The organism is Bacillota bacterium, assembly GCA_023511835.1.
Taxonomy (GTDB): Bacteria; Bacillota; Sulfobacillia; order JAIMAT01; family JAIMAT01; genus JAIMAT01.
This window is the reverse complement of sequence record JAIMAT010000017.1, coordinates 1-11822: the sequence shown is the minus strand read 5'-3', so window position 1 is coordinate 11822 and position 11822 is coordinate 1. Positions and strand designations below refer to the sequence as shown.

General features: G+C 76.3%; 13 protein-coding genes. 1 reads left to right on the top strand and 12 read right to left on the bottom strand.

Annotation, left to right across the window (positions count from 1 at the left end; genetic code table 11):
* Positions 1 to 25 precede the first annotated feature (25 nt).
* A complete protein-coding gene (locus K6U79_04630; GenBank protein ID MCL6521643.1) occupies positions 26 to 658 on the bottom strand; it encodes a ribonuclease HII in 633 nt (210 codons plus the stop codon).
* A complete protein-coding gene (ylqF, locus tag K6U79_04625) occupies positions 639 to 1475 on the bottom strand; it encodes a ribosome biogenesis GTPase YlqF (protein ID MCL6521642.1) in 837 nt (278 codons plus the stop codon). Before ylqF ends, K6U79_04630 begins: the two co-directional genes overlap by 20 nt.
* 143 nt (positions 1476 to 1618) lie before the next feature.
* On the opposite strand from ylqF, the gene K6U79_04620 reads away from it, so the two are divergent.
* Positions 1619 to 1867, top strand: a complete 249-nt coding sequence (locus K6U79_04620; GenBank protein MCL6521641.1) for a DUF3243 domain-containing protein — start codon at positions 1619 to 1621, stop codon at positions 1865 to 1867.
* 83 nt (positions 1868 to 1950) lie between these two features.
* Here K6U79_04620 and lepB read toward each other — a convergent pair whose 3' ends face one another.
* From lepB to smc, 10 genes are all read right to left on the bottom strand, one after another.
* Positions 1951 to 2478, bottom strand: a complete 528-nt coding sequence (gene lepB / locus K6U79_04615) for a signal peptidase I (GenBank protein MCL6521640.1) — start codon at positions 2476 to 2478, stop codon at positions 1951 to 1953.
* Positions 2475 to 2858, bottom strand: a complete 384-nt coding sequence (gene rplS, locus K6U79_04610) for a 50S ribosomal protein L19 (protein MCL6521639.1) — start codon at positions 2856 to 2858, stop codon at positions 2475 to 2477. Before rplS ends, lepB begins: the two co-directional genes overlap by 4 nt.
* Before the next feature lie 36 nt (positions 2859 to 2894).
* Positions 2895 to 3632, bottom strand: a complete 738-nt coding sequence (gene trmD, locus K6U79_04605; GenBank protein MCL6521638.1) for a tRNA (guanosine(37)-N1)-methyltransferase TrmD — start codon at positions 3630 to 3632, stop codon at positions 2895 to 2897.
* 8 nt (positions 3633 to 3640) lie between these two features.
* Positions 3641 to 4171: a ribosome maturation factor RimM gene (gene rimM / locus K6U79_04600; protein ID MCL6521637.1), complete on the bottom strand. Its 531-nt coding sequence runs from the start codon at positions 4169 to 4171 to the stop codon at positions 3641 to 3643.
* A 4-nt stretch (positions 4172 to 4175) separates the two neighbouring features.
* Positions 4176 to 4430, bottom strand: coding sequence for a KH domain-containing protein (locus K6U79_04595; GenBank protein ID MCL6521636.1), 255 nt, complete (start codon positions 4428 to 4430; stop codon positions 4176 to 4178).
* A 6-nt stretch (positions 4431 to 4436) separates the two neighbouring features.
* Positions 4437 to 4766, bottom strand: coding sequence for a 30S ribosomal protein S16 (gene rpsP, locus K6U79_04590; GenBank protein MCL6521635.1), 330 nt, complete (start codon positions 4764 to 4766; stop codon positions 4437 to 4439).
* A gap of 65 nt (positions 4767 to 4831) precedes the next feature.
* Complete coding sequence (gene ffh, locus K6U79_04585; GenBank protein MCL6521634.1) at positions 4832 to 6220, bottom strand: signal recognition particle protein; 1389 nt, start codon at positions 6218 to 6220, stop codon at positions 4832 to 4834.
* A gap of 96 nt (positions 6221 to 6316) precedes the next feature.
* Positions 6317 to 6763: a DNA-binding protein gene (locus tag K6U79_04580; GenBank protein MCL6521633.1), complete on the bottom strand. Its 447-nt coding sequence runs from the start codon at positions 6761 to 6763 to the stop codon at positions 6317 to 6319.
* Complete coding sequence (ftsY, locus tag K6U79_04575) at positions 6760 to 7725, bottom strand: signal recognition particle-docking protein FtsY (GenBank protein MCL6521632.1); 966 nt, start codon at positions 7723 to 7725, stop codon at positions 6760 to 6762. The genes K6U79_04580 and ftsY overlap by 4 nt, the downstream gene beginning before the upstream one ends.
* Before the next feature lie 53 nt (positions 7726 to 7778).
* Positions 7779 to 11342, bottom strand: a complete 3564-nt coding sequence (gene smc / locus K6U79_04570; GenBank protein ID MCL6521631.1) for a chromosome segregation protein SMC — start codon at positions 11340 to 11342, stop codon at positions 7779 to 7781.
* Positions 11343 to 11822 lie beyond the last annotated feature (480 nt).

Sequence of the window (11822 nt, the reverse complement as noted above, 5' to 3'; positions counted from 1 at the left end):
CGGATCCGGCCCGGCCCCCGGCCGCTCAGGAGGCCTCGGCCCCCTCCTCTCCCCCGCCCAGGAAGCTGCGCCGGTGGAGACGGCAGGCACCCAGACGGGCGATGGCCTCGCGGTGCTCCGCCGTCCCGTACCCCTTGTTTCGCGCCCACCCGTAGCCGGGATGGAGCCGGTGCAGCTCCTCCATCTGCATGTCCCGCACCACTTTGGCCAGCACCGAGGCGGCCGCCACGCTCAGCGAGAGGCGGTCGCCCCCCACCACGGCCTCCACCCGTTCCGGCGGCAGGGCCGGACCGGGGGAGGCCGGCCCGTCCACCAGCACCGCCCCCACGGGCACCGCCAGCAGCGCCAGCGCCCTGCGCATGGCGAGAAAGGTGGCCTGGCGGATGTCGAGCCGATCGATCTCCTCCACCGACGCCTCGCCCACCGCCCACGCCGCCGCCTCGCGCAGGATGACGGGCACGAGCCGCCGGCGCCGCGCCGGCGAGAGCCGCTTCGAGTCGTCGACGCCCGCCAGCCGATCCGCCTCCACCCACGGCGGGAAGACGACGGCAGCCGCCGTCACCGGGCCGGCCAGGGGGCCCCGGCCAGCCTCGTCGACGCCCGCCACCCAGCGGACGCCCATCCTCCACCAGCGCTCCTCACGTAGCAGGTCCGGCATCGTCGGGCTCCTCCAGGCTGAGCCGGCCCAGGCGGCCCAGGCGGAAGTCGGCCAGCAGCGCGCGCCCGGCGCGCTCGAGATCGGGCAGGCCGCCCGGCAGGAGCGCCCCGCGCCGTCGCGCCACCGCCTCCAGGACGGCCTCGCCGACCCGCCAGGCGTACCGCTCCTCCAGCACCGCCGGCGCCCGCTCCGCCAGCCACTCCGCCAGCCAGCGGGCCGCCTCCGCCTCGGGTACCGCCTCGGTCCCCACCAGCTCGCAGGCGGCCAGCCGGACGAGTACCCGCCGGTTGCCCAGGGTGGCGGGAAGGACGCCCGGCAGGTCGAGCAGCTCGTAGCCGTCGCCGCGGATCCACTGCTCGCCGCGGGTGATCCCCGGCCGGGCGCCGGTCCGGGCCGCACCGCGCCCGGCCAGCCGGTTGAGCAGCGTCGACTTGCCGGTGTTCGGCAGCCCGACCACCATCACCCGCAGCGGGCGCCGGGCGCGGATGCCGCCGCGCCCGGCGGCCAGTCTCCGCAGCTCGCGGCGGAGTCGCGCCGGCTCGCCACCTCCGCGCAGATCCAGCGCCAGCGCCCGCTCGCCGGCGGCGGTGAACGCCTCCAGCCAGGCCCGCGTGACCGCCGGGTCCGCCAGGTCCGCCTTGGCCAGGACGACCAGGCGCGGCCGCCCCTCCAGCATCCGTGCCAGCGCCGGATAGCGGCTGGCGCGCGGGATGCGTGCGTCCAGCACCTCGACCACGGCGTCCACCGCGTGCAGCAGCTGGCGGGAGAGGCGCAGCGCGCGCGCCATGTGGCCCCGCAGGAGGCCGGGCCGGCGCATCCCTCCCGCTGATCCATCTTCGTGCGGCAACGGAAGGACCCCTTCCTGCCCTCGCCCGCCGGTCCCCGGTGGCCGGAGTAGGCGTCGCGACGGCGCGCATACTAAGCTTGCGCATCCATGAGTGGAACGGGGAGGGCGAAGCCTTGGAGTACACCGACACCTTCGATCGCTTCAAGCAGGAGCTGGCTCAGCGCGTCTCCGCAGCCCAGGAGATGGGCATGAACCAGGCGGCGATCACCGAGCAGGCCAGCCGCATCGGCGACTGGCTGGTGCGCGAGGTGGCGCCGCGCAGCCCCGAGCAGCGCCTTCTCAAGGAGATGTGGCAGGTGAGCAACGAGGCCGAGCAGCGGGCGCTGGCCAGCTCCCTGACCAAGCTGGTCTCCCGCTCCTAGCCGCCCTCCGGTCCGGCAGGCAGCCGGGGGAGGCCCCGGCTGCCGGGCCACCGGCGCGCTCCCGCGCCCCGGCCGCCTCCCGCTCAGAGGGGACCGCCCAGCCAGGCGAACCGGCTGGGCGGCCACCAGAGGACGACGGCCTTCCCCTCCACCAGCTGCTGGCTGACGGGGCCGAAGTAGCGGCTGTCCTCGCTCTCCGGGCGGTTGTCGCCCAGCACGAAGATGTAGCCGGCGGGCACCCGCACCGGAGCCAGGTTGCTCCGGTCCGTGAAGTGGATGTAGGGCTCGCTGAGCGGCCGGCCGTCGACGTAGACGGTGCCCTGGCGGATCTCCACCGTCTGCCCACCGTCCGCGATTACGCGCTTGACGTAATCCTTGGAGCCGTCCCAGGGCACCCGGAAGACCACGATGTCGCCCGGCCGGGGCGGCGAGAAGAGATAGGCGAGCTTGAAGACCAGGAGGCGCTCGTCGGAGTAGAGGGTCGGCTCCATGGAGGGGCCCTCGACGACGAACGCCTCGAGCACGAAGGTCCGGATGCCGACGGCGATGAGGAGCGCGATCAGGATCACTTCGAGGGCGTCCCGGACGGGGCGCCCTCGCTCGACCGTCATGACGACTCCCGGGCTCCGCCCTGCGCGCCGGGCCGCTCTTGCCTCCGCTCGCGCACGCGGGCCGACTTGCCCGTGCGCTGGCGCAGGTAGTAGAGCTTGGCCCGCCGCACTGCCCCGCGCCGGACGACCTCGATCTTCTGGACGCGCGGCGAGTGGAGGGGGAAGATCCGCTCGACACCGACGCCGGAGGCGATCCTGCGCACCGTGAAGGTCTCTTGCAACCCGCCGTGCTTGCGGGCGATGACCGTCCCCTCGAAGATCTGCACGCGTTCGCGACCGCCCTCGCGGACGACCGTATGCACCCGGACCGTATCACCGGGGGAGAAGTCGGGGATCTCGCGTTTGAGCTGCTCCGCCTGCAACGCCTCAAGCCAGTCCATGCGCCCGCACCATCCTCCCTGCCGTGACGCGCCACATTATAGCATCCGGCCTTGCTCGCGCAGCACCTCGGCCAGCAGCTCCCGGTCTTCGGCGTCCAGCTCGGCCCGGGCCAGCAGGTCGGGCCGCCGCAGCAGCGTCCGGCGCAGCGCCTCCTTCCGCCGCCAGCGGCGGATGGCGCCGTGGTCGCCCGAGAGCAGGACCTCCGGCACCGCCAGCCCGCGGAAGAGCCGCGGGCGGGTGTACTGCGGTCCCTCCAGGAGCCCGCTGGAGAAGGAGTCGTCACGTGCCGCACCCGGCCGGTTGAGCACACCGGGCAGAAGGCGGACGACGGCGTCGACCACCACCAGCGCCGCCAGCTCGCCCCCGGAGAGGACGTAGTCGCCCACCGAGAGCTCCTCGTCCACCACCAGCTGCCGCACGCGCTCGTCGACGCCCTCGTAGCGGCCGCAGAGGAGGATCAGGTGCGGCACGCCCACGTACTCCCAGGCCATCCGCTGATCGAAGCGGCGCCCGGCCGGGCTCAGCAGGACGACGCGGCTCCCCGGCCCGCGCAGCGCCTCGACCGCGCGGACCATAGGCTCCACCTTCATCACCTGGCCGCCCTCGCCGCCGAAGGCGGCATCGTCGGTCATCCGGTGCGGTCCCTCGGCGTACTCGCGCAGGTCCACGGCGCGCAGCTCGGCCAGGCCCGCCTCCCGCGCCTTGCGCAGCATGCCGGTGGCCAGGACCGCCTCCACCATCTCGGGGAAGATGGTGACGACGTCGATGCGCAGGCGGGCGCTCACCGCCGCTCGTCCAGACCGGGCGTGCCGGGCGGCAGGTCGACCACGATCCGTCCCTCCTCCGGCAGGATGGCCAGCACCACGTCGCGCAGCGCCGGGATCCAGAGCCTGCCCTCGCCCCCGCTCTTGCGCACGCGGAGGACATCGTTGGCCGGCGGATGCTCCACGCCTTCCACGCGGCCCAGGAGCCGGCCGTCGCGGTCCCGCACCTCCAGGCCCAGCAGCTGGTGGTCGTAGTAGACCCCTGCCGGCAGCGGCTCCAGCTCCTCCGCCGGCACCTGCAGCTCCGCGCCGCGCAGTGCCTCCGCCGCCTCACGGTCCTCCACGCCGCGGAACTTGACCAGGAAGTAGGCCCCCTGACGGCGGACCCTCTCCACCTCCCGCCAGCCGTCCTCCCGTCCCTCCAGCCAGTAGCGCCGGCGCCGGCGGAAGCGCTCGGGGAAGTCGGTCAGCGGCTCCACCTGCACCTCGCCGCCGACCCCGTGGGCCGCCCGGATGCGACCGACGGTGATGCGGCCGGCCTCGGACACGCTCTCACTCCTCCACGTCCACCTCGGCGCGCAGGCCGGCGCGGCCGGCGGCCGAGCGGAGGACGGTGCGCACCGCCTGGATGACGCGGCCCTGGCGCCCGATCAGCTGGCCCACGTCGCCGGCCGCCAGGCGGACGCGGAAGCGGACCACCCTCTCGTCCGGATCGGCTTCCTCGCGGATGCGGACCTCCTCGGGGTGCTCCACCAGCGACTCCACCAGCAGCTCCAGCAGCTGCCGCAGGCTTTCCCGCGCGGCCACGCCGCCTCAGTCCCGCGCCCCCGCGGCCCCGTCCCGCTCCTCCTCCGCGCCGTCCGCGGAGGGTGCCTCCCCGGACGACCGGGCCTCGGCCAGGCCGAAGATGCCGTGGCGCCGGAAGAGGGCGCGGACCGTCTCGGTCGGCTGGGCGCCGCGACGCAGCCAGGCCACGGCCTTCTCCGCGTCGATCTTGGAGACGGCCGGCTCGGCGGTGGGGTCGTAGTAGCCGATGGACTCGATGAAGCGGCCGTCCCGCGGCGAGCGCGAGTCGGCCACGACCACGCGGTAGAAGGGGTGGTGCTTGGCCCCCATGCGGCGAAGGCGGATCTTGACGGCCATCTCTGGATGCGCCTCCTCGTTCCCGTTCTCCCGCCCCCCGGGCGGGCGATCTCCTCGGGCGCGGCCTAGAAAGGCAGCCGCGGCCCCTTCCTGCGCCGCCGCTGGGCGCCGCCCGGCGCTCCGGGGAGGACGGCACCGCGCCCGGAGCGGCCGGCGGGAAGGCCGGCGGCCATGTTCTTCATCAGCTTCCGCACCTGCTCGAAGTCGCGCAGGAGGCGGTTGACGTCCTGGACCTGGGTGCCGCTGCCGCGGGCGATGCGCCGCCGCCGCGAACCGTCGATGATCTCCGGCCGGCGCCGCTCCTCGGGCGTCATGGAGAGGACCATGGCCTCCAGGCGGGCCAGCTCCCGCTCGTCTACCTGCACGCCGCGCAGCCCCTTGAGCGCCCCCATGCCCGGCAGCAGGGCGAGCAGCTGGTCCAGCGGCCCCATGCGCCGCACCTGGCGGAGCTGCTGGACGAAGTCCTCCAGCGTGAAGCTGGCGTCGCGCAGCTTCTTCTCCATGGCCCGCGCCTGCTCCGCGTCGAAGGCCTGCTGGGCGCGCTCGATCAGGGTGAGCACGTCGCCCATGCCCAGGATGCGGCCGGCCATGCGCTCGGGATGGAAGGGCTCCAGTCCCTCCAGCCGCTCGCCGGTGCCGGCGAAGTGGATCGGCCGGCCGGTCACCTCGCGCACGGAGAGGGCGGCGCCGCCGCGGCTGTCGCCGTCCAGCTTGGTGAGGATCAGGCCGTCGACGCCCAGGCGTCGGTGGAAGGTCTCCGCCACGTGGACGGCGGCTTGGCCGGTCATGGCGTCCAGCACCAGCAGCACCTCGGTCGGGTGGAGGGCTTGCTTCATCCGCTCCAGCTCGACCATCAGCGCCTCGTCGATCTCCAGCCGCCCGGCGGTGTCCACCAGGACCGCGTCGTGGCCCGCCCGGACGGCCTGCTCCAGCGCCTGGCGCGCCACCTCCACCGCGTCCGTGGCGCCCGGCCGGCTGAAGACCTCCACCCCCGCCTGGGCCCCCAGGACCTGCAGCTGCTCCACGGCCGCGGGGCGCGCCAAGTCGGCCGCCACCAGGAGCGGCCGCCGTCCCTGGCGGCGGAGCCAGTAGCCCAGCTTGGCCACGGTGGTCGTCTTGCCCGAGCCCTGCAGGCCCGCGAGGAGATAGACGCTGGGCGGGCGCGGCGAGACGGCCAGGCGCGCCTCGCCGGAGCCCATGGTCCGGGTCAGCTCCTCGTGGACGATCCGGATCACCTGCTGGCCCGGCGTCAGCGAGGCGAGCACCTCCTCGCCCACCGCCCGCTCGCGCACCCGCTGAATGAAGTCGCGCACCACGCGGAAGTGGACGTCGGCCTCCAGGAGCGCCAGCCGCACCTCGCGCAGCGCCTCGTCCACGTCGCGCTCGCTCAGCCGGCCGCGCCCCCGCAGGCGCTGGAAGGTCGCGCGCAGCCGCTCCGAGAGCTGGTCGAACACCCGCCTCCCTCCCCTCTCCCGCCTCGTCGACCGGGCCGGCCCACACCGGGCCCGGCCTCCCTGTGAAGGGGAAGCCCTTGACAGGACAGCGCGAGTCTAGCCGCTCTCCCCTCCGCTGTCAACGGCGCCGCTCGGGCCCGCCCGCGGCCTCTCCGCCGGAGCCAGCCGGCGGACGGCTTCGGCGCTCTCGGCCCAGCGCCGGAGGAGCGCCCGACGCTCCTCCTCGGGTAGAGCCAGCGCCTCCAGCTGGCGGCGCAGGCTCTCCAGGGCGACCAGGGCGGCGCGTTGGCCGAGCCGCCGCTCCCGCTCCTCCTCCAGCAGGCCCAGGGCGCGCTCATAGCCTTCCAGCTGCCCGACGGCCCGGCGGATCTGGTCGTGGACGGCCTGGCGGCTGACCCCCAGCAGCTCGGCCACCTCCGCCAGGCTGAGGTCGCCGTCGAAGGCCAGCTCCAGGACGCGCCGCTGGCCGGGGGTGAGGAGGGCGCCGTAGAGGTCGCGCAGCAGGGAGACGCGGACCGCCTGCTCGAGGGGGTCGCGGTTCAACGCGCTTCCTCCCCGCCGGCGGCGGGGGTCGCCTCCAGGGGGGCGAAGAGCGCCTCCACGAAGCTCTCCGGGTCGAAGGGGCGCAGGTCCTCGATCCCCTCGCCCACGCCCACCCAGCGCACGGGCAGCTCCAGCTGCTGGCGCACGGCGAAGATGATGCCGCCCCTGCCGGTGCCGTCCAGCTTGGTGAGGACGACGCCGGTCAGCGGGACGGCCTCCCGGAAGAGGCGCGCCTGCTGCAGCGCGTTCTGGCCGCTGGTGGCGTCCAGGACCAGGAGGCGCTCGCGCGGCTCTCCGGGGGCGGCGCGCCCGATGACGCGGTCGATCTTGCGCAGCTCCTCCATCAGGTTGCTCTTGGTATGGAGGCGGCCCGCCGTGTCCACCAGCACCATGTCCGCGCCCCGGGCGCGGGCCGCCTGCACGGCGTCGAAGGCGACGGCCGCCGGGTCGGCGCCGGGGCCGTGGCGGACCAGGTCGCAGCCGGCCCGCTCCGCCCAGACGGCCAGCTGCTCGGCCGCCGCCGCGCGGAAGGTGTCGGCGGCCGCCAGGAGCGGCCGGTGGCCGCGCGCGGCCAGCTGGTAGGCCAGCTTGCCGATGGTGGTGGTCTTGCCCACGCCGTTGACGCCGGCGAAGAGCAGGACGGAGGGCCGGCCGCCCAGGTCCAGCTCCCCTCCCGGGCCGCCCGCCAGCACCCGCGCCATCTCCTGCCGCAGCGCCTCGAGCACCTCGTCGGAGGAGCGCCAGCGCCGGCTGCGCCAGCCCTCCCGCAGCCCCTCCAGCAACCGCTCCGTCGCCTCGACGCCCACGTCGCCGGTGATGAGGACTTCCTCCAGCTCCTCGAAGAGCGACTCGTCCACCGTCCGGTGCAGGCCGGCGGCGGCCCGCAGCCGCGCCACGAACCCCTCGCGGCTGCGGGCCAGTCCGGCCCGCAGCCGCGCCAGCCATCCCTCGCGCTCGGCCATCTCCGCTTCGACCTCGCTCCCCGGGGCCGGGCGGTCGCCCCGGCCCCCGCTCTTCACTCCGACGCCGCCCGCGCCAGCTCCAGGCTGAAGAGCTGCGAGACGCCCCGCTCGGCGCTGGTGACGCCCCAGAGGCGGTCGGCCACCTCCATCGTGCCCCGCTGGTGGGTGATGACCAAGACCTGCAGCCGCCGGCTCTGCTCCCGGAGAAAGGCGCCCAGCCGCGCCGCGCTGCTCTCGTCCAGCGGCGCGTCCGCCTCGTCCAGGACCAGGAAGGGCGAGGGGTGCACCTGCTCGAGCGCCAGCAGGAAGGCCAGCGCGGTCAGCGCCCGCTCGCCGCCGGAGAGGAGGCCCAGCGGGCTGCGCCGCTTGCCCGGCGGCCGCACCTCGATCTCGACCCCGGCCTCGCCGCCCTCCTCCTCCGAGAGCCGCAGGTCGGCCTCCCCGCCCTGGAAGAGGCGCGCGAAGATGGCGGCGAAGGCCCGCCGCACCTCCTCCAGCCCGCGGCGGAAGCGGCGCTCGGCCTCGGCCTCCAGCTCGCCCAGGAGTCGCTCCAGGTTGGCCCGCGAGCGTTCCAGGTCGTCCAGCTGGCGGCGCAGGAAGCCCAGCCGACCCTCCAGTTCGGCCAGCTGCCCCGGCGCCTCCGGGTTGACCGGGCCCAGGCGCCGCAGCTCCTCCTCCACCTCGGTCAGGCGGGCGGAGAGCTCCTCCTCGGCCAACGGCGCCGGCTCCTCCCCCGCCGGCTCCTCCCAGGGCGCCCGCGCGCCGGTGACAGCCGCCTCCCGGCCCAGCGCCTCGCCCTCGGCCTCCAGACGCGCGAGGCGGAGGCGGACGGCCTGCATCCGCTGCGCCGCCAGCTCGGAGCGCCGACGCGCCTCGCCGAGCCTTGCCTCCGCCGCCGCGCCCCGCCGGCGCGCGGCCGTCTCCCGTTCGGCCAGGCCGGCCGCCGCCTCCTCCGCGCACTCCGCCCGCCAGGCGAGGGCCGCCAGCTCGTCCAGCCGCCGCGAGGCCTCGGCCGCCAGCTCCTCCGCCCGGCGCGCCGCCTGGCGTGCGCGCTCGGCCTGCTCGCGCGCCGCCTCCTCCAGCCGCAGCACCTCGTCGGCCAGCCACGCCTGCTCGCGCGCCAGCTGCGCGGCCCGTGCGCGCGCCCGCTCCCGGGCCAGGCCGGTCTCCTGCCGGCGGGCGAGCGCCGCCTCCAACCGCTGCCGCGCCTCGCCCAGCCGTCTCCCCGCCTCCCGGCGCTCCGCCTCCGCCCGTTCGAGATCCGCCTTCGCCCGGCGCAGGTCCGCCTCCCCGGCCGGCTCCCCCCCGTCTCCGCCGGCCGCCGCCGTCTCCGCCTCCAGGCGGGCCAGCTCCGCGGCCGCCTCCGCCCGGGCCCGCTCCAGCTCCTCCAGGCGGGCCGCCACCTGCCCGGCGCGCTCCTCCGCGCGCGCCGCCTCCAGCTCGGCCGCCCGGGCCTCCGCCTCCGCCTCGGCCCGCGCCCGCGCCGCCTCCGCCTCCGCGCGGGCGGCCTCCGCCAGCAACGCCTCGCCTTCTCCAACCTCCCCGGCCAGGCGGGCCGCCTCCGCCTCCAGCCGCTCCTCCTCCGCCCGGCGCGCCACCACGCCCGGAGCACGCCCGCGCCAGGCGCCGCCGCTGATGGCGCCGCCCGCGTGCACCTGGTCGCCCTCCAGCGTCACCACCGGGAAGCGCAGCCCGTAGCGGGCGGCGATGCGCCGCGCCGCCGCCAGATCCCGCGCCACCAGTACGCGTCCCAGGGCGTAGGCCACCGCCGGCTCCAGCCGCGGCTCGTAGCGGCAGAGCCGGCTCGCCCAGCCGATCGCCCCCGCCTCCCGCTCCGCCGGCTCCTCGTCGGCCGAGGGCCGGCGCGGTCGCAGCGCGTCCAGCGGGAGGAAGGTGACCCGCCCCGCCCCCGCGCGGCGGAGCGCTTCCACCGCCTCCTGCGCCGCCCGGCCGCTGGCGATGACCAGGTGGTAGGCCTGGGGGCCCAGCGCCACCTCGACGGCCCGCGCCAGCTCCTCCTCCACCCGCAGAAGCTCCCCCAGGGGGCCGACGACCTCCCGGAAGGCCGGCTCGCCGCGCTGCCGGCCCTGCAGGACCGTGCGCACCCCGGCCGGATAGCCCGCCTCCGACTCCTCCAGCCCGCGCAACAGCTCGAGGCGCTGCCGGCGCGCACGCAGGGCCTCGCGCAGCCGTTCCAGCCCGGCCTCCGCCTCGCGCCGCCGCCTCCGGCGCCGCTCCAGCTCCTCGCCCGCCGCCGCCAGCCGCTGCCGGCTCGCCTCCAGGCGCCCGCGTGCGGCCGCCTCCTCCCGGCGGCGCAGCGCGGCCTCGTCGCGCATCCGCGCCAGCGCCCGCTCGGCCTCCCCGCTGCGGGCGCGCGCCGCCTCCAGTCTCTCCTTCCGCCCGGCCCGCTCCGCGTCGCGGCGGCGAAGCGCGTCCTGGAGGCGCTCCTCGGCCCGGCGCCAGGCCGCCTCCGCGCGGCTGGCGGCCGCCTCGGCCTCGCCCGTCTCCCGCTCCGCCGCCCGGGCCTCCTCGGCCGCCTCGCGGGCCTCCTGCTCGCGCCGCTCGGCCTCCGCCTCGGCCCGCGCCCGCTCCTCAGACAGCTCGGAGAGGCGCCGCTCCGCCTCCAGGCTCCCGCGGCCGGGCCGGGCTTCCGCCGCCCGCCTGGCTTCCTCGGCGGCGCGCCGGCTCTCTTCCACCTGCCGGCGCCACTGCTCGGTGACAGCCAGGCGCCGCGCCTCCTCCGCCGCCGCCCGCCGTTCCAGGCGGAGGCGCGGTTCGCGCGCCTCCGCCTCCTCGCGCGCGGCCTCCGCCAGCTCCTGCTCGGCCCGCGCCGCCTCGCCCGCCGCCGCGCGAGCCTCCTCCTCCAGGCGGGCCAGCTCCTCGCGCAGGCGCGCGCCCGCCTCCTCCAGGCGGCGCCAACGCAGCCCGAGCCGGCTCGTCGCCAGGCGGAGCCGCTCCTCCTCCAGCGCCGCGCGGCGGACCGCCCGTTCCGCGGCCAGGCGGAGCGGAGCGTGCTCCCGCTCCAGTTCCGCCACCAGGTCGCCGGCCCGCTCCCAGGCCTGTCGGGCGCGTCCCAGGTGGCGCTCCGCCTCCTGGCGGCGGGCCCGGATGCGCGTCACCCCGGCCGCCTCCTCCACCAGCAGGCGCCGTTCCGCGGGCCGGCTGGCGACGAGCCGGTCGACCTCCCCCTGGCTGACGAAGGCGTAGCTGTTCCGCCCCAGCCCGCTGCCCCAGAGGAGCTCGGCGATGTCGCGGAGCCGGCAGGGCTGCCGGTTGAGGCGGTACTCGCTCAGGCCCGACCGGTCCACCACCCGCGTGATGCTCACCTCGGCGTGCGGAAGCGGGAGGCTGCCGTCGCTGTTGTCCAGGGTGAGGGTGACCCTGGCGACGCCCACCGGACGCCGGGCCGCGCTGCCGTGGAAGATCAGGTCCTCCATCCGCTCCGAGCGGAGCTCACGCGGGCTCTGCTCCCCGAGAACCCAGCGCAGGGCGTCGGCCAGGTTGGACTTGCCGCTGCCGTTGGGACCGACGACGGCCGTGATGCCGGGGCCGAACTCCAGCCGGACCGGCTGGGCGAAGCTCTTGAAGCCGGCGATCTCCAGCGACTTCAGGCGCATGGCCGCAGGCCTCCGCCCTCCTCCCGCGTCGCACCCTGGGCGCAAAAAACCTGTTCCGCCCGCACGGCCGGAACAGGTTCCCTTCCGCGCGCCCCTTCTCCTGCCTGGCGAGCACGGCCCCGGGGCCGCGCGCGGCGCTTCGCGGTTCCGCGGCCCGCCGGCGCGGCCCTGGCGGGGGCGCTCCTAGCAGCCTGAGAGACTAACGCCCTGGAAAGAGTGAGTGGATCACGCGGCATGGTATTCGATCGGACAGTATCGCGATCCCGAGCAGCGGGCCGAAGAGTGGGAGGTAACTGGGCAGGCCACAGAGCCCGGACCTGGCTCCGTGCGCTATCTTCAGGCCACCGCTCCGGCCGGCCACAGCTTCTGCCTCTTTTCCCGGCAGGTGAAGAAGAGCTTTCGAAGGTTGTACGTCAGGAAGACCAGGAACGTCTCCGCCCGGGCTCCCCGGAGACCCCGGAGGAGGAACCGCCGGAAGCC